The sequence below is a fragment of the Nocardiopsis sp. M1B1 genome (assembly GCF_052466615.1).
In genome coordinates, this window is sequence record NZ_CP196194.1 from 6,331,014 (window position 1) to 6,352,328 (window position 21,315).

Below are 21,315 nucleotides of genomic sequence, written 5' to 3' on the forward strand. Positions count from 1 at the left end.
TGCTCCGGGGGGGTGTGCCTACCCCTGGCCGGGCAGCCGGCGCTCGGCGGAGCCGACGTAGTGCTGGCGCGGGCGCGCGATCCGGAAGGCCGGGTCGCGCAGCTGCTCGCGGTAGTGGGCGATCCAGCCGGGCAGGCGGCCGATGGCGAACAACACGGTGAACATGTTGGTCGGGAAGCCCATGGTGCGGTAGATGACGCCGGTGTAGAAGTCGACGTTCGGGTAGAGCTTGCGCTCGGTGAAGTAGGAGTCGGCGAGCGCGGCGGCCTCGAGCTTGAGGGCGAGCGCGAACAGCTCGTCCGGGTTCTCGTCGCGGTCGAGGATCTGGCTGGCCAGAACCTTGATCTCCTTGCTGCGCGGGTCGAAGTTCTTGTAGACCCGGTGCCCGAAGCCCATGAGGCGCATCTCGCGGGCCTTGACCTTCTCCAGGAAGTCCTCGATGGAGATGCCCGAGTCGCGGATCTCCTCCAGCATCTCCAGGACGGCCTGGTTGGCGCCGCCGTGGGACGGGCCGGAGAGGGCGTTGATGCCCGAGGCCACGCTGGCGTAGATGTCGGCCTTGGAGGAGCCGACGACGCGCACGGTGGCGGTGGAGCAGTTGAGCTCGTGGTCGGCGTGCAGCACCAGCAGCATGCCGACGGCCTGGTTGAACAGGTCGCCCAGCTCGCTGTCGGCGTGGACGTCGCCGAAGGTCATCCGGATGAAGTTGTCGACGTAGTCGAGCGAGCTGTCCGGGCCGATCGGCTTCTCGCCGATCGAGTTGCGGTAGATGCGGGCCGCGATCGTCGGCAGCTTGGCCAACAGCCGGATCGTGGCGAGCTCCACCTGGTCGTCGTCGCCGGGGTCGACGCTGTCCTCGTAGTAGGCGGCGAGGGTGTTCACGGCGCTGGCCATGAGGGCCATGGGGTGGCCGTTGCGGGGCATCGCGTCGATGAGCGCGCCCATGTCGGCCGGGATGTCGGCGTTGTCGCGCAGCTTGTCGGCGAACTCCTTGAGCTGGTCCGCGTCGGGCAGCTCGCCGTAGATCACCAGGTAGGCGACCTCGATGAAGGTCGCGCCCACGGCGAGGTCCTCGATCGGGTACCCGCGATAGCGCAGGATCCCGGCGGCCCCGTCGATGTAGGTGATCTCCGAGCTACACGAAGCGGTGTTGCCGAACCCCGGGTCCAGGGTCGTCATCCCCGTCGACCCCAGGAGGGTCTTCAGCTCGATGGTGCGCTCACCCTCGGTACCGGTGAACACCGGCAGCTTCAGCACGCCGCCCTCGTAGTGGAGCTCCACCGTGCGCTCTTTGTCGTCTTCGCTCATGCCCGAGGTCAACCTTTCCAGGCGGGGGATACGTGAGGTGCGTCATACGCGGGGCGGTCCGCCGCCACGTTCCTGCTTCACTCGTTATTGTTCTGTTTTGTTAAACGACAGTTAAGCAAAAGCATATAAGTTTCACCGATTCACGAACAGGTGACATGCAACACATACCCACACGTGCACCGAATTACCGCCAGGTGAAGATTTACAAACTTTGCCAGCCGTCGATTACTTCGTGATCGCCCTGAGACGTCGCAGACGGAACCGGGAGGTCCTCCCGGCGCCCCGCTGCCTCCTGTACCGGCCCCCTGGGCGGTCCGGCATCCGCCCGAACCCTCCCCCTTCGGCCTGTCCTTCACAGAAGTGGACAGAGCCGGACGAAGCTCGGTGCGGCCGGGTGTCCGAACACGCCCTAGTGGCCTACCCTCAGGGTACCTTCGCGCTGTTCACGGGGCCTGAGGCGGGGTGCCCGCCAGCTGGTGATCTTGGCCTCTGCCCGGGCCTCGGGAATCACGGCGACCCCGCCGGCCGCGGCGGACCGGGCCCGTCGTGGGAACGGACTGTGCGTGCGCCACGGGAGTTCACACCCCGGCGGACACACCGCCGCGCCACATCTCCGGGACGCCCGCCGGGAGGCGTTCCGCGGAGCGCCCAATTTCCCGGGAGCCGGACCCCGGCATCAACAGCGGGTAACCGCCATTCACCCCGGGTAAACGGCTCGGGCGTGCTTTGCCTAAAGGGCGGCGGCCCGGACGGAGGGGACCGGTCCGGGCCGCGACAGGGCCGGGGGACCCGCCCCCGGGGCCTCACTCGCCCTCGTCGACGCCTCCGGCCAGCAGCGGCTCCATGAACAGCGTCGGGTGGTCGCGCTCGATCACCCTCAGACGCCACTTGTTGTGCACCAGCACCAGCAGCTCGCCGTCGCCCCGCCGCCGCAGCACCTCGGCGCCCGACAGCGCGTGCAGCGCGGGCGCCGACTCGGCGTCGGTGCGCCGCGCCACGGAGTAGTCCAGCGGCGAGGCCTCGATCGGGGCCCGGAACTCGTGCTCCATGCGGTGCCTGACCACGTCGAACTGCAGGGGACCCACCGCCGCCAGCACCGGCGCCTGCTCACCGCGCACGTCCGAGGACAGCACCTGCACCACGCCCTCGGCGTCCATCTGGGCGATGCCGCGCTGGAACTGCTTGTACTTGCTCGCGTCCTTGGCCCGCGCCACCACGAAGTGCTCGGGGGCGAAGCTGGGTATCGGCGGGTAGGACACCTTGGGGCCGTCGTAGAGGGTGTCCCCCACCGCCAGCGCCTGGGCGTTGACCAGCGCGATCACGTCACCGGGGTAGGCCGTCTCGATGGTGGTGCGGTCGGAGCCGAACACCGCCTGGGTGTACTTGGTGGCGAACGGACGGCCCGTGGGCGCGTGGGTGAGCACCATGCCGCGGTCGAAGCGACCCGAGCTGATGCGCACGAAGGCCATCCGGTCCCGGTGGTTCTTGTCCATGTTGGCCTGCATCTTGAACACCTGGCCCGAGAACGGGTCGGCCACGGAGCGCGGGCGCTCGCGGTCGTCCTCCTTGGGCCCTGGAGCCGGGGCCAGGCCCACCACGGCCTCCAGCAGCTGGCCGACCCCGAAGTTGGGCAGCGCGGCGCCGAAGAGCACCGGGGAGGACTCCCCCGCCAGGAAGGACTCGGCGTCGAAGTCGGCGCCCAGCGCCTCCAGCAGCTCGATCTCCTCCTGGGCCTGGACCCAGGCGTCGGCCTCCACCTCGGCGGCGCGCTCGGGCTCCAGGACCTCCTCGATGGCCTTGTGGGCCCCGCCCGGGGTGCGCGACATCTTGGTGTAGACGCCCTCGCGGCGGTCGATGAGGCCGCGGAAGTCCCCGGCGATGCCCACCGGCCAGTTCATCGGGGTGGGGCGCAGCCCGATGCGCTGCTCGATCTCGTCCAGCAGCTCCAAGGGCTCGCGGCCGGGGCGGTCCCACTTGTTGACGAAGGTGATGACCGGCATCTTCCGGGCCCGGCACACGTCGAAGAGCTTGAGGGTCTGCGGCTCCAGGCCCTTGGCCGAGTCCAGCAGCATGATCGCGCAGTCCACCGCGGACAGCACCCGGTAGGTGTCCTCGGAGAAGTCGGCGTGGCCGGGGGTGTCCACCAGGTTGAGCACCCGGTCGTCGTAGTCGATGCGCAGCGCGGCGGAGGTGATGGAGATGCCGCGGTCCTGCTCCATCTCCATCCAGTCCGAGGTCACGCCCTTGCGGTCGCCCTTGCCGTGCACGGCTCCCGCCGAGGAGATCGCGGCCGCGTGCAGCGCCAGGGCCTCGGTCAGGGTGGACTTGCCGGCGTCGGGGTGGGAGATCACCGCGAACGTCCGCCGCCGGGAGGCCTCGCGTACGACCTCAGACTCCTGCTTGGTGGCGCCCGCCGTGTCCACGCTCATCTCCGCTGTCCGATCCGCCTCGTGTGACTACCCGTTTCCCGGCCCACCAGCCTACGCTCGTCGGAGCGCCGCCCCGACCGCGCGGGCCCGGGCCCCTCGAACCCCTACGTCCTCGCGGGCCCCTCGGTTCCCTGCGCCCCCTCCGTTTCCTCGGCCCCCTCGGACTGCCGGACGGCCTCGGCGACGCGGCGGAGCAGCTCCTCGCGGCCGGTGCCACCGGGGTAGACCGCCACGAGCACCCGGTCGCGCCGCGGCTCCGGCGCGGTGCACAGCATCGGCTCGGCGGCCAGGCGGACGAACTCCATGGCCTCGTCGAAGCGCGCCCACACCTCGCGGGCGTCCTGTTCCGGGCCGCGCAGCCACCCGCGCAGGACGTGGTTGTGCGCCGCGATCAGCGACGCGGCCACCACCCCGGCGGCCAGCGAGCGGTCCCCGCCTCCCCCGCGCCGCGCCAGGTAGCGGCTGAAGGCGGCCTGGTAACGGGCGGTCATCGCCACCTCGCGGTCGCGCAGGCGGGCGTGGGCGCGGACCAGGCGGTAGCGGGGCACGGTGATCTCCGGATCGCCCAGGTAGCCCTGGAGCACCAGCCGGGTGGCGGAGAGGACCGAAGTCAGCGGGTCGTCCGGGGAGGCCTCCAGGAAGCCCTCGACCGTGGCGAACAGCTCGTCGTGCTCGGCGAAGAGGATGTCCTCCTTCGAGCCGAAGCGGCGGAACAGGCTGCGCCGGCTCACGCCCGTGGCGGCGGCGATCTGGTCCATCGTCGTGGCCTCGAAGCCGTCCTCGGTGAACAGCCGCACCGCGGCCAGCACCACGGCACGGGTGTCCGCGCGCGTCTGACCGCCCCGGCCGCCCTGGTTCTCCATGGGCCGCGCCCCCTTCGTCCGGTGTCTGGAAGGCTGTGCGCCCCCATCTGTGTACTTCATCCCTTCCGCCCCCTATCCTGGCACTGAATGCCAAGGGATGGCACGCGGTGCCATCACCCGGGACCGCCGCCAGGGGAGGAATGCAGATGAGCGACTTCGACCTGTTCAGGACCACCGAGGAGCACGAGGAGCTGCGCGAGGCCGTACGCTCCGTCGCCGAGGACAAGATCGCCCCGCACGCGGCGGAGGTCGACGAGAGGAGCGCCTTCCCCCAGGACGCCCTCGACGCGCTGGTGGCCACGGACTTCCACGCCCCGCACATCGCCGAGGAGTACGACGGCGTGGGCGCCGACGCCCTGGCCACCTGCATCGTCATCGAGGAGGTCGCCCGCGTGTGCGCCTCCTCCTCCCTGATCCCCGCCGTCAACAAGCTCGGCACCATGCCGCTGATCCTGGGCGCCTCCGAGGAGGTCAAGCGGCGCTACCTGCCCGAGGTGGCCAGCGGCGAGGCGATGTTCTCCTACGGCCTGTCCGAGCGCGAGGCCGGTTCCGACACCGCGAGCATGCGCACCCAGGCCGTCGCCGACGGGGACGGCTGGGTCCTCAACGGCCAGAAGTCCTGGATCACCAACGCCGGGGTCAGCAAGTACTACACGGTGCTGGCGGTGACCGACCCCGAGGGCGCGCGCGGCCGCAACGTCTCCGCCTTCGTGCTGCACGCCGACGACGAGGGCTTCACCCTGGGCGAGCCCGAGCGCAAGCTCGGCATCAAGGGCTCCCCGACCCGCGAGCTGTTCTTCGACAACGTGCGCGTCCCCGGCGACCGCATCGTCGGCGCCCCGGGCGAGGGCCTCAAGATCGCGCTGCGCACCCTGGACCACACGCGCGTCACCATCGGCGCGCAGGCCGTCGGCATCGCGCAGGGCGCGCTGGACCAGGCGGTGGCCTACGTCAAGGAGCGCAAGCAGTTCGGCAAGCACATCGCCGACTTCCAGGGCGTGCAGTTCATGCTCGCCGACATGGCGATGAAGCTGGAGACCGCTCGGCAGATGGTCTACGTGGCCGCCGCCAAGTCCGAGCGCGGCGACGACGACCTGCCGTTCTACGGCGCCGCCGCCAAGTGCTTCGCCTCCGACGCCGCCATGGAGATCACCACCGACGCCGTGCAGCTGCTGGGCGGCGCGGGCTACGTGAAGGACTTCCCCCTGGAGCGCATGATGCGCGACGCCAAGATCACCCAGATCTACGAGGGCACCAACCAGATCCAGCGCATGGTGATGGCCCGCCAGCTCCTCAAGTAGTAGCCCGAAAACACAGAAAGACCCCGCTCACGGCCGGTCTCCACAGAGGCACGAGCCGTGGAGCGGGGTCTTTTCATGTGGTGCGCCGTACCGTCGCGGAAGCCCTCCGGAGGCGGGCCGTGCCGTCCGTGTTCCGCCGGGAGTCCGCGAACCCCCGTCCGACCGCTCGTCGGTCGCCCGACGCGCGGCCAGGAGCCGCGTGAGGGGCCCGCTCCCAGAGGCGGGTGGTCACCATGTTCCGCCCCGGGCCGTGCGGGTCACGTCAGGAGGCCTTGACCTTCGGCACGCCGCCCTTGCGGCCGATGGCGAAGGCGATCCGATAGACGTCCGGAAGGTCCAGACGCCCGTCCTTGCGTCTGCGCATGACCCCGAGCTCGATGAGCTCACCGATCAGCTCGGGATAGTCATCGGGGTTACGCGGACCCGTACGGACTTCATCCCCCTCGATGTCGCCGCGTCGGGCCTGCCGTTCCAACTTCTCCCTCAGGCCGTCTGCCTCCCACAGCCTGATCACGTCGGACTGTTCGATGGGGACCTGTTCACCGGCCAGCGGACTGATCGCGGTCCGCACCCAGGGAAGGTCCTCTCCGATCTCTTGGACCCGTGTCTGAGAGGCGTCCTGCACCCCTCTGCGAACGCCCTCGTAGTGGATGGCGTGGTCGTGGTGCGCGTAGTGCTCGATGGTCTCATCCACCGCGGTGCGCAACGCGCTGAGGAAACTGCGCGGGCTCACCTGTTCGGTACCGTCCATCAGGTGGTTCGGAAGCCAGGTGTACGTGTGCCCCTTGCGGTAGTTCGCCCCCATGTAAGGACCGGCGATTCGGGTGAACTCCTCCTTCTGTGTCTCACCGTTCGAGAGGAGCTCGACCGGAGGGAGGTAACGGTTGTCCGTGTCGTTGCGCCACCCGCCCCGCAACCTCCTGAACTCAGCGGACAGCCCCGGCGATCCCTGGTTTCCGAGGTAGTGGAAGAACAGGCCGTACAGATTGGTCGTCGACCACGTCAGGTCGGCCGCGTTGGCACTGAGCTTGGAAGCGTCAGCGAACCGCCCTCCCCCGCTCTCGAACATGTCCGGCCGGATGAACACCTTGAAACGCAGGTTCCTGGTGCTCAGGCGCATCTCCAAGGCCAGCCTCAGCAGGCCGCTCACGAGCCGGTCCGCCTGCGCGCGCTCCCGGTGCAGGTGCTCCAGGGCGTCGAACAGCACCAGACGGGTGACTCCGTCGCTCCTGGCCTCCTGGTCCGCCCGCGCGACCGCGACATCGCGGGTGCCCGGGTTGTCGCGCGTCCACTCCACACGCTCGGTCCAGGACGACAGCGCGAGAACCTCGGGCACTTCGAGGGCGACCAGAAGCACGCTGTTCCACAGATCCGCCGGGTGCACCCCCGAGTCCAGGAGAGCGTGCATCTGCGAGGGTCCCGGATAGAGGTCCGGCTTCAGCTGAGCCCCGTATCCCGCGGTCACGACCACCCTGGTCAGACGGCTGATCTGGTACTCCTCGGCAGCGATCCGTCGGAGCTTGTCGTCCAGCAGGGAATGGAACCAGAACGTCTTACCGACACCGCGCCCGCCTCGGACCACCGTCACTTCAGGGTCCAGGGCGAGTCGGTGGCTGGTCGGGGTGAAGAGGGTGTTCGGGCCGGGCTGCTCGGTGTCGGCGTCCTGGGCGCCGGGCAGCGCCTCGCTCAACAGGGTTCGCAGTTCGGCGGCGCTCATGCCCTGGGTCATGGATTTTCCTCATTCATGACGAGTCGGCCGGCGGCCCGAAGGAAGTCCGCATAGGCCGTCTGGACGTAGGGCTGATCACACCAGTCGGGTGTCCGCGCGCTGTCGAGCCCGACCAGGTCGGTGGCGAACAGGATCCAGAGCGGCGCGTGGGGCGCGGAGTCGTCCTCCAGGCTGGGATTGAACACGTCCCTCTCATCCCCGCCCGCCGTGACGTCGTCGTAGAGCAGGGAGAAGGCCTGTGCCGCGTGGTCTCTGAAGGACTCCAGGTACTCCTCCCTCCGGTTGGCCGGAACCATCGAGGCGACGACCCGGAGTTTCTCCCTGATCTTCTCCGCCTGGCCGGATTCCTGCCACTCGCGGAAGAGGTCCTCGTAGCCTCTCCAGGTCTGCGCGTTGTCAGCACCGAAGAGCAGAGCTAGGTCACACAAGCGTGAGATCGCCACGGCGGCGATGTCGTGGATCCCCGCCCGGCTGTCGAGCAGGACGACATCCGGCTGCCTGCTCAGGTCCGCGACCCGACGCTCGCAGGCGGACACCGCGTCCTCAAGGCGGTCAGCGAAGCTCATCGGGCCCGCTTCCGTCCTGGGAACGTCCGCGTAGACCCGGTTGAGCTTGTCCACGTAGGAGTAGGGAGGATCCTGGGAGGCTCTGAGCCCGCCGCCACGGGCGGGAGCCACCCAGAGCTCCCCGTTGCCCTCCAGCGACACGTGCGAGGCCCGGACGACCAGGTCCAGGCCGTCAGCGTTGCCGACGGCGGACTCCACCAGGTGGTCCACCACCCCATAGGCCGGAACGTGGTCATCGTTCAGCAGGAGCGACCCTGCCCCGGGGGATTCGAGGTCCAGGTCCACGATGAGAACACAGTGGCCCTGGCTGGCGAGGTGCTTACCCAACAGGTACGTTGCCGTGGAACGCCCCACCCCGCCCTTGAAGCCGTACAGTGCCGTGCGCGCGCTGGGCGCTCCGCCCCCCGTCGCGGGTGGAACGACCTTGGACCAGTCCTCACCGACGACCGTGTTGTCCAGGAGATAGACGTTCCCTCCACGTTCGTGGGCCTCCAGTGCGAGCACCCTACGGGGGGACTCCAGGAGAGACTCCGGTGCGAAGAGGTCCGACCCCAACAACAGCGGTTCTTCGGAAGCATAATCGCCGAGGCGCTCTCGGAGATGTGCCCGCCAACTCTCGACCTGTTCGCTGTCCAATGGCGTACCGCGATCATCGAGAAGCAGCGTGAACCGCCCCAGGAAGTCGCGGACGACCACGACCGTGACGCCGGTTTCGGCGATGGATCGGGCCACGGTACGGGCACGCGGAGCCGCTTCGTCGAAACGGACGACGTCGAACGTCACCGCAGTCCTCCAGTCACGAGAGCCTGTTGGTGAAGTGAGAGCATCCTGTGGGCGGTTTCCCGCCTTTCTGAAAGCACCTCCGCGTCCACCTGCGGATTCCCACGATAACGATGCGCCACGTCGTACCCGTCGAAGGGATTGGCCGTGCCCATGGCGGAAACGAGCTTGGTCGCGGAACGCCCCTGGGCTTCCAGATGCGCGCGGTTCCATACGGGAGGCAGGTGACCCAGGCTGTACGAGCCGATCTGGGGCTTGTTATTTTGGTTCACCGTCGCTCCGAGGTATCTGAGCAGCAGACTCTTGAGCGCACACTCCACCGCGAAACCGTAGTGGTAGTCGGCGTTGGGCCATCGACTGTTAGCTCGGAGAAGTTCCGCGTCGTCGAAGTGACGTCGCGCGGCTCCCGCGAACTCCTGCGCATGATCTGTCCCGGACACGCCGAAATCCTATCGACTGCCCATCACTGTAGGCCGTCGCTCACAAGAATCCCCAGGCGGAAGGTCCATATGCCCAGGCGGCCTCTCAGAGCGTGGCCTCGCGGACGAAGCGGCCCAGCGGGATGGGGTCACGGCCGAGCGCCGCGCGCACGTCCTCGGTGACCTCGGCCGCCCTGCCCCGGACCGCGGCGGCGAAGCGCTCGTTGAGGGTGTCGATGAAGCGGTCGTTCCACCCCCGGTCCGCGGCGCGGAAGTAGAAGCCCGCCTCGTCGACGGCCTTGAACCGCCACACCGGGCTCTCGGTGCCCCGGGTCTGCTTGACCACCTCGCGGAAGGTGAGCGGCTGCGGGCCCGTGAGCGTGTACTCCCTGCCGCTGTGGTCGTCCAGCAGGGCCGCGACGGCGGCGTCGGCCACGTCGCGGGCGTCCACGAAGCTGACCTCGGTCCTCTTCTTGACCGGCAGTTCGAGGCGGCCGTTGCGCGAGCGCGCCAGACCGGCGAACATCCCCTCGGTGAAGTCCTGGAAGAGCCAGTTGGACCGCAGTACGGTCCACCGGCCGAACAGGTCCCTGGCCCGCAGCTCGGCGGCGCGCTGGTCGGAGTCCGACGGCGCGTACTCGCTGCCCATGGCGTTCAGGACCACGGCGTTGACGGCCCCGGCCGCGGCGGCCCTCTCCAGGAACCCGGCGATCCGGTTGCCCAGCGCGCTCCCGACCGGCGTCACCACGAAGACGTTCTTGACGCCGTCGAGGATCTCGTCCCAGTTGGAGGTGTCGGTCCAGTCCAGGCGGGTCTTCGAGGTGCGGGACGCGCCCGTCGCGGGCAGGCCGCGGCTCCTCAGCTGGGTGAGGACGCGGCGGCCCACCATTCCGGTGGCTCCGGTGACCAGAGTGCTCATCGGTTACAAGGTACCGACGCGCGGACCGGACACGAACCGTCCTCGCCGCGCCGGGCACGGCGCGACGGCCCCGTCGCGGACCCGCGCGGGCCGGTCCCGTCCTCAGGCCCGGCTCCGCGGCCGCCGCGCCTCCATCCCCAGGACCAGGGCGGCGCCGACGGCGGCCACGCACAGGTTGGCGAGCAGCTCGTAGCCCTCGAAGGCCGCCACGTTCGGCACGACGAAGCGGTTGAACGAGTTGAGGACCACACCCAGGAACGGCTGGTACCAGAGGTGGTCGACGGCGCCGCTGACGCCGACGAGGACGAGTAGGACGCCGACGCCCTGGATGACCTTGCGCATACCTCCGAAGCTAGACGCCGGGGCGCGCGCGGCGCATCGGCCGACCGTCCAGTCCCCGCCCGGGCGCATCAGCCGAACGGCCGAGGACGCGCGTCCCGCCCGCTCCCGCCCTCCGGGTGTCGCCCCGAACGTAGACTTCAGCGCGATGAACGCTATGGCCGGGCGGTGCGGCGCGCGCGACTGGATCGTGGACTCCTCCATCTTCCTGATCGCCCTCCTCTCCGTGCTGATGAACGCCGCCGAGCTCCCCCACCTGCCCGTCCGGGAACCGGTCCTGCCCGTGTGGATCGAGGCCGCCGACGCGGCCCTCTCCCTGCTGGCCTGCCTGGCGCTGTGGTGGCGGCGGCGCTGGCCGGTCCAGATCGCCGTCGTGCTCGTCCTGTACTCCGCCGTCTCCGGCCTGGCCTCGGGCGTGATGCTCATCGCCCTGTTCTCCCTGGCCGTGCGCCGTCCGCCCCGCACCAGCCTGGCGGTGTACGGGCTGAGCGTGGGCGCCTCACTCGTGCACGCCGCGCTGTGGCCCGACCCGCACGCCCCGTTCCTGGTGATCCTCCTGCTGGGCGCCGCCCTCCAGGGCGCCGTGACCGGCTGGGGGCTCACCGTCCAGCACCGGCGCGAGCTGGTGGAGTCGCTGCGCGACCGGGCCGTGCACGCCGAGACGGAGGCTCAGCTGCGCGCCGAGCACGCCCAGCACCAGGTCCGCGAGGCCATGGCCCGCGAGATCCACGACGTGCTCGGGCACCGGCTGTCGCTGCTGAGCGTGCACGCGGGCGCCCTGGAGTACCGGCCCGACGCCCCCGCCGAGGAGGTGGCCCGGTCGGCGAAGGTGATCCGCGAGAGCGCCCACCAGGCCCTCCAGGACCTGCGGGAGGTGATCGGCGTGCTGCGCGCGCCCGTCGGGGAGCTGCCGCAGCCGACCATGGCCGACCTGCGGCAGTTGGTGGAGGAGGCCGACGAGGCCGGGACCCGGGTGGAGTTCGTGCAGGAGTGCGCCGGGACGGTCCCCGAGCGCACCGGGCGCACCGCCTACCGGATCGTCCAGGAGGGGCTGACGAACGTGCGCAAGCACGCGCCGGGCGCCACCACGCGCGTGCTGGTCCGGGGAGCCCCGGGCGACGGCCTGCTGGTGGAGGTGGGCAACGACCCCTCCCCCGGCGCCCCCCGCGCGGCGTCGGGCGGGGACGGCGACGGCCAGGGCCTGGTCGGGCTCGCCGAGCGGGTGTCCCTGGCCTCGGGGCGGCTGGAGCACGGTCCGGACGGCCGGGGTGGCTGGCGGCTGGCGGCATGGCTACCGTGGTCGGCATGAGCGAGACGGAGCGGGAGATCGGGGTCGTGCTCGTCGATGACGACGCGCTGGTCCGGGTCGGCCTGGTGATGATGATGGGCGGCGCGCCCGACATCCGGGTGCTGGCCGAGGCCGAGGACGGGAGCGCGGTGGTCGACCTGGTGGCGCGCCACTCCCCCGACGTGGTCCTGATGGACATCCGGATGCCGACGGTGGACGGGCTGACCGCCACCGAGCGGCTGCGGGCCCTGGAGAACCCGCCGGAGGTGCTGGTGCTGACCACCTTCGACGCCGACGAGCACGTGCTGCGCGCGCTGCGGGCGGGCGCGGCGGGGTTCCTGCTCAAGGACACCCCTCCGGCGGAGATCGTGGAGTCGGTGCGCCAGGTGTCCCGGGGCATGTCGGTGCTCTCCCCGGCGGTGACGCGGCGGCTGGTCGAGCGGGTGGGCGCCAACGACCGCGGCGAGCGGGCCCTGCGTGCGCGCGAGCGGCTCTCGGCGCTCAACGGCCGGGAGCTGGAGGTGGCCGTGGCGGTCGGCGGGGGCCGGTCCAACGCCGAGATCGCCTCGGCCCTGTTCCTGAGCGTGCCGACCGTCAAGACGCACGTGTCGAGCATCCTCACCAAGCTCGGGCTCAACAACCGCGTCCAGGTGGCGCTGCTCGTGCACGACGCCCAGCTCCTGGACGGGAGGGGCTGACCCGCCCCCGCCGCCTCCGTGGCCGTCCGGCGCCCCTCCCCGCACCTTCCGCCCCCTCCGGGGCCGTCCCGTGCCATGTCCGGGCCCGTCCTGGGTAGCCGGAGGTGGAGGGACAACGACACGGAGGGGGCATCGGCCGAGGTGAGCGACTACCGCGACTGCGGCGACCACGGCGACTACGGAGAAGTGCTCGACGCCGTCATGGAGAGGGTGCGGTCGCACATCGGCGAGGGCCGGGTCGCCGACTACATCCCCGAACTGGCCAACGTGGACCCGGACGAGTTCGGGTTCACCGTGGCCACGGTGGACGGCGACCTGTACAGCGCCGGCGACCACTCCCGGACGCGCTTCTCCATGCAGAGCATCACCAAGGTGTTCACCCTGGCGCTGGTGATGAGCAGGTCCGGGGACAACATCTGGAAGCGGGTCAACCGGGAGCCCTCGGGCAACTCCTTCAACTCCCTGTACCAGCTGGAGTTCGAGAGCGGCGTGCCCCGCAACCCCATGATCAACCCGGGCGCGCTCATCGTCACCGACCAGCTGCTGACCGACACCGGGGACGCCGTCGGCGCGCTGGGGGAGCTGCTGTGCGCGGAGACCGGCGACCCCGACCTGCACACGGACAACCTGGTGGCGCGCTCGGAGGACGAGCACGGCGACCGCAACCGGGCGCTGGCCTACCTCATGTCGAGCTTCGGCAACATGCGCAACCCGGTGCCGGATGTGCTGGACCACTACTTCCGGCAGTGCGCGATCACCGTCAGCTGCGAGGAGCTGGCCCGGGTGGGGCTGCTGCTGGCGCGCCACGGCAGGCGGGCGGACGGCTCCCAGCTGCTCAGCCGATCCGACGCGCGCCGCGTCATGGCGGTGATGCTCACCTGCGGCACCTACGACGCCGCGGGCGAGTTCGCCTACCGCGTCGGCCTGCCCTGCAAGAGCGGGGTGGGCGGCGGCATCCTCGCGATCGTGCCGGGGCGCTGCTCCGTGGCGGCGTGGGGGCCCGGTCTGGACGCCAAGGGCAACTCGGTGACGGCGGCGCTGGCCCTGGAGGCCTTCACCGACATCACCAACTGCTCGGTGTTCTGACCGCTCAGTCGTCCCCGTCGGCCGGTTCGAAGCCGCGGGACATGTGGTCCAGCAGCGCCCGGTTCTGCTCGGGGTGGTCGTTGTCGGCCACCAGGAACAGGGCGTAGCCGATGTCCTCGGTGTGGAAGCCGCGGTTGATGGCGTGCATGTCGCCGTTGCCGAAGGTGAACTCCCAGTCGGCGGCGCTGACGTAGTCCTCGGCCCAGTCGGCCTCGACGTCCTCGATGCCGATCAGCTCGTAGCCGCTGAAGTTGCCGCTGCCGATGGGCTCGAAATCGCGCCAGTCGTCCCCGGCGTCGGGGTTGGGATTGCCGGTCTGGTCCACCAGCAGGTAGCCGCCGTCGGGGTTGCGGAAGTAGACCATGTGGCCCTCGCGCTCGACGTTCCAGCCCTCGGGGACGTCCACGGAGAAGCCGCTGGAGTCCTCGTGGCGGGTGAGGGGCCCCCAGACCTCCTCCACGGCGTCCTCGTCCCGCTCCTCCTCCGTCTCCTCGTCCGAGGGCTCCGCGGACTCCCGCGGCGTCTCCTCGGCCGCGGACGGGCTCTCCTCGGCGGGGGGCGCCGGCTCCTCCGTACCGGGGTCGGCGGCGGCCTCCTGGCCCGAGCCGTCGACCAGCCCGGTGTCGGCCCCGCCCGAGCGGTTCATGCTCACCAGGAGGCTGGTGGTGGCGCCCGCGACGAGGAGCACGAACACGGCGGCGGCGACCAGCATCGTCCGCCGGACGGAACCGGGGCGCCCCTCACGGCGGGGGACGGCCGGGCCGGGGGCCGGGCCCGGGACCGGCGGTTCGGCGCGGACGGCCGCCTCCGCGACCTCCTCCGGCTCCGGCGTGGGCACGGCGGCGGCCATCGCGGGGGCGACCGTCTCGGGGGTGTCGTCCGCGTCCCGGATCTCGCGCAGCAGGGCGCGCACCTCACCGACCGACGGCCGGTCCTCCGGGCGCTTCTCGCACAGGGCCTCCAGGACCGGGCGCAGCGGACCGGCGTTGACCGGCTCGGGCAGGTCCTGGGTGACGATGGCGGTCAGCGTCGCCATCGGGGTCGGCCGCTCGAAGGGCAGGGTGCCCTCGACCGCCTGGTAGAGGGTGACGCCCAGGGCCCACATGTCCGAGGCCGGGGTGGCCGAGTGGCCGTGCGCGACCTCCGGGGCCAGGTAGCTCGGGGAGCCGATCAGCAGCCCGGTGCTGGTCAGGTGGGTGGAGCCGTCCAGGTGGGCGATGCCGAAGTCGGTCAGGACCGCGCGGTCGCTGCCCGCGATGAGCACGTTGCCCGGCTTGATGTCGCGGTGCACGATGCCGCGGGCGTGCGCCTCGGCCAGCCCCGCCGCCATCTGCTCGCCGATCCCGGCGGCCCGCCGGACCGGCAGCGCGCCCTCGTCGCGGACGAGGTCGCCCAGGGAGGGGCCGCGGACCAGCTCCATGACGATCCACGGACGGCCGTCCTCCTCGGCCACGTCGAACACCGTGATGATGGCCGGGTGGCTGAGCTGCGCGGCGCTGCGCGCCTCGCGCAGCATGCGGGTGCGCAGCACCTCGACCTCGTGCGGGGGGAGGTTCGGCGGCGTGGTCAGCTCCTTGACGGCGACCGGCCGGTCCAGGAGGGTGTCGGTGCCCTGCCAGACCCGCCCCATGCCGCCGGAGCCGATGACCTCGTCCAGACGGTACCGGTTGACCAGGAGGCGACGGGGGTCGGCTTCGGAACTGTTCATGAAGGCGCTGTTCCTCTGTGGGGAGGGGCGGTGTGGGGAGTACGGGGCGCGGCGGAGGAGGAGCCCCTGGGCGTTAGCGAGTCTAGGATCCCCCGGCCACTGTTGGCGCTCCCCGCCACGGTGTCATGTGCCTTCCCCGGGCGGAGGGAGTCCGGGTGCACGCCGCTGACATGGGCGGATTCCGCCGGAGGCGTCGCGCGGCTCCGGACCGGCGGGACGGGGATCACCGGGCGTGTCCGCCCGGCCCGCGCCGCACGGGCGCGCGCGGGGGGGCGGAGCCGGCCGTCGCCGCCTCTCGGGACTCCGGGAGACACGGGCGTGCGGGGGCCGCCTCAGGACCCGCGCAGCAGCCGCGCCAGGAAGTTCGGCAGGGACGACGTGCCGCCGGACGCCCGCCGCCCCGGCCCGGGCCCGTCGGCGGGTGGGAGCGGCGCCGCCTCCTCGGGCCCCCGGTGCGGGGGCTCCCGCGGGGCGAACTCGACGGGGAGCCGGACGGGGGACCAGGACAGGGCCGACAGCCGCCAGCGCAGCTGGTCAGGCGGGACGGCCAGGCGCAGCCCGGGCAGGCGGGTGAGCAGGACGCGCACCGCGACGGCGACGACGGTGGTCGCCTCCTCGATGGCGGGGCAGCGGTGCGGCCCCGCGCCCCAGGCCACGTGCGCCCGGTTGGCGGTCTCCTCCATCCGCTCGGCGTTCTCCAGGGCGAAGAAGTGGTTCGCGGCGGCGGGGGCCATCAGCACGGGTGACCCGGCCCCGATCACCCGGCCGTCGTCGAGGGGCACGTCCACACGCGGGTAGAGGACGGGGAAGTTGGTGATCGGCGGGTCCCGCCACAGCACGCGGTCGAGGGTCTCGGCCAGGGAGGCGTCGGAGGGCTGGGGCGTGCCGGGCCCGGAGGGGCCGGTCAGGCAGGCGCGCAGGACCGCGTCGATCAGGTGCGCGGTCGGCTCGTTGGCGGCGGCGACCAGCAGGAGCTGCATGACCGCCTCCTCGTCGCTGAGGGCGGCGCGGTGCCGGATCATCCGCGTGGTGAGGTCGTCGGCGGGTTCGCGGCGCCTGGCCGCCACCGCCTCCGACAGCACCCGCTCGGCCTCCGCGCCGGACCTCCGCGCGTCCACGCCGAGCCACAGGTCGCGCACGGCGGCGGCGAAGCGCGTGCCCTGGTCCTCGTCGAGGCCGAGGAGGTCGTTCACGACCAGCGGCGGCAGCACGCGCGCGTACTCGCCGAGGAGTTCGGCCCGCCCCCGCGCGCAGAACCGGTCGATGAGCCGGTCGGCGTAGCGGCCGGTGGTCCGGCGCAGGCGTTCGGCGCCGACGCCGCCGAGGACGTCGGTGAGGACCCCGCGGTAGCGCTCGTGCTCCGCGCCGTCGACGTACAGGGCGCTGGCGCGGGGGGCCAGCACCGGTGTCAGCGCGGAGTCCGGGCCGACCCGTCCCTCGGTGAGGTCGCGCCACAGCCTGGAGTCGTGGCTGAACGTGGTGGTGTCCCGGGACCAGGAGATGAGGGTGGCGTAGTCGGTGACCAGCCACCCGTGCACGCCGGGTTCGATCTCGACCGGGACCACCGGCCCGTGGTCGGCGCGCATCCCGGCGTACACGGAGTAGGGGTCGGGGTGCGGCTCGCCGCGGTGCAGCGCGGCTCGGGGACATCCAGAGGACACGGGTACCTCGGCGGGGGATCGGGTACGGGCTGGTCCGCGTTCCCCACGCGGGAGGTCGGGGGGCGGGGGAACTCGGCGGCCGGGGCGGGGGCCGCGCGTGCGGGGGCGTACGGGCACGGCGTCGTGCGGGCACGCCCGGACCGTGCGGCCTCGCGCAACCCTAGCGGCCCGCCCCGGACGGGCGCGAGACCCGCCCTCGCGTCCTCCGCCGAGGCGGAGGGCCCCTCGGGACCGGGACGGCCTCCACGACCAGGGGGGGAGGGTCGCGGATGCTCCCCGCGCCCCTCCCCCTCGCCGTTCTCCGGTACTCCGGTCAGGAGTCGGCGGCCCCGTCCCGCGCCAGCGGGCGGAACCGGCGCAGCCGCTGGCTGTTGCTGACGACGAAGACGCTGGAGAAGGCCATGGCCGCTCCGGCGATCATGGGGTTGAGCAGCCCCGCCGCCGCCAGCGGGATCGCGGCGGCGTTGTAGGCGAAGGCCCAGAACAGGTTGCCCTTGATGGTGCTGAGGGTCCTGCGGGAGAGGCGGATGGCGTCGGCGGCGGCGCGCAGGTCGCCGCGCACCAGGGTCAGGTCGCTGGCCTCGATGGCCACGTCCGTCCCCGTTCCCATCGCCAGCCCCAGGTCCGCCTGGGCCAGGGCGGCGGCGTCGTTGACCCCGTCGCCGACCATCGCCACCGTGCGCCCCTCGCCCTGCAGCCGCTGCACGACCTCGACCTTGTCGCGGGGCAGGACCTCGGCGATCACCTCGTCGATGCCGACCTGGTCGGCCACCGCACGGGCCACCGCCCGGTTGTCCCCGGTGAGCAGGATCGGGGTGAGCCCCAGCTCGCGGAACCTGCGGACGGCCTCGGCGCTGGTGGGCTTGACCGTGTCGGCCACCACCAGCACGCCCCGGACGCGGCCCTCCCAGCCCACCGCCACGGCGGTGCGGCCCTGCGCCTCGGCGTCGGCGAGGGCGGCGGCCAGCCGCTCGGGCAGGACGGCGCCGTCCTCCTCCAGCAGCGCGACCCGGCCGACGGCCACGGCACGGCCCCCGACGGTCCCCCGGACGCCCAGGCCCTCGGCGTTGGCGAAGTCCCCGGGGGACGGGAGCGCGCCCACGCGGTCGGCGGCCCCGGCGGCGATCGCCCGCGCGATGGGGTGCTCGGAGGCGTTCTCCAGGGCCCCGGCCAGGCGCAGGACCTCCTCCTCGTCCTCGCCCTCGGCGGTGGACACGCCGGTCAGGGTCATCCGACCGGTGGTGACGGTGCCGGTCTTGTCCAGCACGACCGTGTCCACGCGCCGGGTGTCCTCCAGCACCTCCGGGCCCTTGATCAGGATGCCCAGCTGGGCGCCGCGCCCGGTGCCCACCATCAGGGCCATGGGCGTGGCCAGGCCCAGGGCGCACGGGCAGGCGATGATGAGCACCGCGACCGCGGCGGTGAAGGCGGCCGGGGCGGACGCCCCCAGCACGAGCCAGACGACGAGCGTGGCGAGCGCGACGAGGATGGCGATCGGGACGAAGACCCCGGAGACGCGGTCGGCCAGGCGCTGGACCTCGGCCTTGCCGTTCTGGGCCTCCTCCACCAGGCGCGCCATCTGGGCGAGCTGGGTGTCCGAGCCGACCCGGGTGGCGCGCACGACGAGGCGCCCGCCCGCGTTGACGGTCGCGCCGATCACGGAGTCGCCGGGCGCGACCTCCACCGGCACCGACTCGCCGGTGAGCATGCTCATGTCCACGGCGGAGGTGCCCTCCTCCACCACGCCGTCGGTGGCCACCTTCTCCCCCGGCCTGACGAGGAAGCGGTCGCCGACGACGAGCCGGTCCACGGGCACCGACTCCTGGCGGGAGTCCGCGCCGCGCAGGACGGTGGCCTCCCTGACCCCGAGTTCGAGCAGGGCGCGCAGGGCGGCGCCCGCGCGCCTCTTGGAGCGGGCCTCGAAGTACTTGCCGAGGAGGATGAAGGTGGTGACCCCGGCGGCCACCTCCAGGTAGATGTTGGCCGACCCGTCGCCGCGGGCGACGGTGAACTCGAAGGGGTGGGTCATCCCCGCCATGCCCGCGGTCCCGAGGAAGAGCGCGTACAGCGACCACAGGAACGCCGCCGACACCCCGAGGGAGACCAGCGTGTCCATGGTGGCGCTGCCCAGCCTGAGGTTCTTCCAGGCGGCGACGTGGAAGGGCAGCGCGCCCCAGACGACGACGGGCGCCGCCAGGGTCAGCGAGGCCCACTGCCAGTAGGTGAACTGCAGGGCGGGGATCATCGCCATCGCGATGACCGGCACCGACAGGACCGCGCTGACGATCACCCGGTCGCGCAGCGCGCGGGCGGGGTCGGCGGGTTCCGCGGCGCCCTCGGCCGCCTCGGGTTCGGCCCGGGGGACGGTGGCGGTGTAGCCCGCCTTCTCGACCTGGGCGACGAGGTCCTCCACCGGGGTGGGCGTGCCGTCGAAGGAGACGCGGGCCCTCTCGGTGGCGAAGTTGACGGTGGCGGTGACCCCGCCGAGCTTGTTGAGCCGTTTCTCGACCCGGTTGGCGCAGGCGGCACAGGTCATGCCGCCGATGTCCAGTTCGACCGGTGCGGTGTCGGCCCGGCCCGCCGCGGCTGCGCTGCTGCTCATAGCCCTTCCTCGGTCCTCCGTGACGTCCCCGTGCTCTCGTGGACGGTCCTGTGCTCCGGTGCCGGACGGCCCCGGAGCCCGGCGCGGGCGGTCGTCCCGCCCGTGTGCCGGAACTCCCCCGCGGGCCGGGGCCGGCGGTGCGCCGTTCCCGCCCGGACCGCGGGGCCCGGTGTGCGCGTCAGCCGCGCACCTCGTACCCGGCCTCGTCGATGGCGGCGCGGACCGACGCGTCGTCGACCGGGCCGTCGCTGGTGACGGTCACCTTCTTGCTGTCGAGGTCGACCTTGACGTCGGTGACCCCCGCGACCCCGCCGACCTCCTCGGTGACGGAGTTGACGCAGTGTCCGCAGCTCATGCCGTCAACGGTGTAAACAGCGGTGCTGGTGGCAGCCATTTCGCCTCCTGGGGCATGTGTGCTGTACCGGCCCTCCTGGGACCGGTCTCCGATGCACTCAACATACCCCTTGGGGGTATGGTGCTGTCAAATGTCCGCCGAGCACGCCGCCCGGGAAACGACGAAGGCCCCCGCACGTGACGTGCGAGGACCTCGGGCGGCGGTCACGGGGACCGGGGAGGCGTTCGGCGCCCCGGCGGGCGGTCCGGATACCCTCCCCCCGTTCTCCGGGGGCGGCCCGTGTTCGGACCGGAGAGCGGGGCGGCGGGTGCACCGGACCACGCGCGGCGGGGCTGCCGGAAGCTGGAAGGGGGACGGGGGACGGGGGACGGGGGTCGGGGAACGGGGGCGGGGGACGGTCCAGGAAAAGGGGAAAGAGGGGGCGGGGACTACTCGGTTTTGAGTTCCAGGCGGGCGACCACGCGTTCGCTCGCGTGGTGGTTGTTCAGCGTGAACCCGGCCCGCCGGAACATCTCCACCGTTCCCGTGTAGACCTCGGCGCTGGGCGCACGCCCTCCGGCGGTGTCCACCGGGTAGGCCTCCAGGACGCGGGCGCCGTTGGCCCGGGCGTACTCGATCGCCCCGTCCAGCAGGCGGCTGCCCAGGCCGCGTCTGCGCCGACGGGGCGGGAGCCAGAAGCAGACCAGCGACCACACGCCGGGCTCGCGGGGATCGGCCGGGCGCAGGGACCGCGACCGGGACAACCGGATGAAGTCCTCCCGGGGGGCCACGGACACCCACCCGCAGGGGCCGTCCTCGTCGTAGGCGAGCAGGCCGGGCACCCGCCCGTCCAGGGTCAGGCGCCGCAGCTCCTCCTTGTTGTCCACACCGCGCTGGGAGCGGTCGCAGGAGGTGCTCGCCGTGTGGTCCTTGGCCCGCCTCCGGAAGAAGGTGCACCAGCAGTGCCCGTAGGCTCCGGTCGGTCCGAACAGGTTCTCCAGGTCTTCCCACCGCTCGGCGGTGGCGGGCTCGATTGAGACGATGGACATCGGACTCCCTCGACGAGACACACGGGCCGCCACAACTGTGATCCAGCACACTAGCGATTATTCGCCGTGACCGAAAGAACACAGATGCACTGAAAAGCCTTACCTGGTGGGTTCTGTCATCGAATGACCCCTTGAAGACGCCGGTGGGGCGGGGGATGCGTACTCCCCCGCCCCACCCGCGGACGGATCAGGACCCCGGCCGGAGCACGGGACGGCCCGGGGCCCCGGTGCGGCGC

Annotated in this window: 17 protein-coding genes; 4 read left to right on the plus strand and 13 right to left on the minus strand. The window is 71.9% G+C overall.

Annotated elements, in window-relative coordinates; all coding sequences use genetic code 11:
* Window positions 1–18: 18 nt before the first annotated feature.
* The 3 genes from ACSTA4_RS27470 to ACSTA4_RS27480 form a co-directional block, all read right to left on the minus strand.
* Window positions 19–1,308 carry a citrate synthase gene (locus tag ACSTA4_RS27470; RefSeq protein ID WP_444961605.1) on the minus strand — a complete coding sequence of 430 codons (1,290 nt, stop codon included), beginning with the start codon at window positions 1,306–1,308 and terminating at the stop codon, window positions 19–21.
* A gap of 803 nt (window positions 1,309–2,111) precedes the next feature.
* Window positions 2,112–3,737, minus strand: coding sequence for a peptide chain release factor 3 (locus tag ACSTA4_RS27475; RefSeq protein ID WP_444961606.1), 1,626 nt, complete (start codon window positions 3,735–3,737; stop codon window positions 2,112–2,114).
* 104 nt (window positions 3,738–3,841) lie between these two features.
* Window positions 3,842–4,600, minus strand: a complete 759-nt coding sequence (locus tag ACSTA4_RS27480; protein WP_444961607.1) for a TetR/AcrR family transcriptional regulator — start codon at window positions 4,598–4,600, stop codon at window positions 3,842–3,844.
* 146 nt (window positions 4,601–4,746) lie between these two features.
* Between ACSTA4_RS27480 and ACSTA4_RS27485 the strand changes: the two genes are divergently transcribed.
* Window positions 4,747–5,901, plus strand: a complete 1,155-nt coding sequence (locus ACSTA4_RS27485; protein ID WP_444961608.1) for an acyl-CoA dehydrogenase family protein — start codon at window positions 4,747–4,749, stop codon at window positions 5,899–5,901.
* 262 nt (window positions 5,902–6,163) lie between these two features.
* Here the strand turns inward: ACSTA4_RS27485 and ACSTA4_RS27490 are convergent, their stop codons facing one another.
* The 5 genes from ACSTA4_RS27490 to ACSTA4_RS27510 all read right to left on the minus strand — a co-directional run bounded on the left by ACSTA4_RS27490 (window position 6,164) and on the right by ACSTA4_RS27510 (window position 10,656).
* The gene (locus ACSTA4_RS27490; protein WP_444961609.1) at window positions 6,164–7,630 is read right to left on the minus strand and encodes a hypothetical protein; all 1,467 of its coding nucleotides are present in this window, start codon (window positions 7,628–7,630) and stop codon (window positions 6,164–6,166) included.
* Window positions 7,627–8,979, minus strand: coding sequence for a KGGVGR-motif variant AAA ATPase (locus tag ACSTA4_RS27495; RefSeq protein ID WP_444961610.1), 1,353 nt, complete (start codon window positions 8,977–8,979; stop codon window positions 7,627–7,629). Before ACSTA4_RS27495 ends, ACSTA4_RS27490 begins: the two co-directional genes overlap by 4 nt.
* Entirely contained in the window at window positions 8,976–9,416 is a 441-nt protein-coding gene (locus ACSTA4_RS27500) for a hypothetical protein (RefSeq protein ID WP_444961611.1), read from the minus strand. The genes ACSTA4_RS27495 and ACSTA4_RS27500 overlap by 4 nt, the downstream gene beginning before the upstream one ends.
* An 85-nt stretch (window positions 9,417–9,501) precedes the next feature.
* Window positions 9,502–10,314: an NAD-dependent epimerase/dehydratase family protein gene (locus ACSTA4_RS27505; RefSeq protein WP_444961612.1), complete on the minus strand. Its 813-nt coding sequence runs from the start codon at window positions 10,312–10,314 to the stop codon at window positions 9,502–9,504.
* A gap of 102 nt (window positions 10,315–10,416) precedes the next feature.
* Window positions 10,417–10,656: a hypothetical protein gene (locus ACSTA4_RS27510; RefSeq protein WP_248772399.1), complete on the minus strand. Its 240-nt coding sequence runs from the start codon at window positions 10,654–10,656 to the stop codon at window positions 10,417–10,419.
* A gap of 154 nt (window positions 10,657–10,810) precedes the next feature.
* On the opposite strand from ACSTA4_RS27510, the gene ACSTA4_RS27515 reads away from it, so the two are divergent.
* From ACSTA4_RS27515 to ACSTA4_RS27525, 3 genes are all read left to right on the plus strand, one after another.
* Window positions 10,811–11,962, plus strand: a complete 1,152-nt coding sequence (locus ACSTA4_RS27515; RefSeq protein WP_444964287.1) for a sensor histidine kinase — start codon at window positions 10,811–10,813, stop codon at window positions 11,960–11,962.
* Window positions 11,941–12,639 (plus strand): response regulator transcription factor, encoded by a 699-nt coding sequence (locus ACSTA4_RS27520; RefSeq protein WP_444961613.1) that lies wholly within the window; start codon window positions 11,941–11,943, stop codon window positions 12,637–12,639. The genes ACSTA4_RS27515 and ACSTA4_RS27520 overlap by 22 nt, the downstream gene beginning before the upstream one ends.
* Before the next feature lie 141 nt (window positions 12,640–12,780).
* The gene (locus ACSTA4_RS27525) at window positions 12,781–13,725 is read left to right on the plus strand and encodes a glutaminase (protein ID WP_444961614.1); all 945 of its coding nucleotides are present in this window, start codon (window positions 12,781–12,783) and stop codon (window positions 13,723–13,725) included.
* A gap of 4 nt (window positions 13,726–13,729) precedes the next feature.
* On the opposite strand, the gene ACSTA4_RS27530 is transcribed toward ACSTA4_RS27525, so the two are convergent.
* The 5 genes from ACSTA4_RS27530 to ACSTA4_RS27550 form a co-directional block, all read right to left on the minus strand.
* The gene (locus ACSTA4_RS27530) at window positions 13,730–15,433 is read right to left on the minus strand and encodes a serine/threonine-protein kinase (protein ID WP_444961615.1); all 1,704 of its coding nucleotides are present in this window, start codon (window positions 15,431–15,433) and stop codon (window positions 13,730–13,732) included.
* 332 nt (window positions 15,434–15,765) lie between these two features.
* Window positions 15,766–17,031, minus strand: a complete 1,266-nt coding sequence (locus ACSTA4_RS27535; RefSeq protein WP_444964288.1) for a cytochrome P450 — start codon at window positions 17,029–17,031, stop codon at window positions 15,766–15,768.
* Window positions 17,032–17,407: 376 nt separating this feature from the next.
* On the minus strand, window positions 17,408–19,696 hold the full coding sequence (locus tag ACSTA4_RS27540; protein WP_444961616.1) for a heavy metal translocating P-type ATPase: 2,289 nt from the start codon (window positions 19,694–19,696) through the stop codon (window positions 17,408–17,410).
* Window positions 19,697–19,874: 178 nt separating this feature from the next.
* Window positions 19,875–20,090, minus strand: coding sequence for a heavy-metal-associated domain-containing protein (locus ACSTA4_RS27545; RefSeq protein WP_047868058.1), 216 nt, complete (start codon window positions 20,088–20,090; stop codon window positions 19,875–19,877).
* 389 nt (window positions 20,091–20,479) lie between these two features.
* Window positions 20,480–21,079 carry a GNAT family N-acetyltransferase gene (locus ACSTA4_RS27550; RefSeq protein WP_212642395.1) on the minus strand — a complete coding sequence of 200 codons (600 nt, stop codon included), beginning with the start codon at window positions 21,077–21,079 and terminating at the stop codon, window positions 20,480–20,482.
* Between the last annotated feature and the right edge of the window lie 236 nt (window positions 21,080–21,315).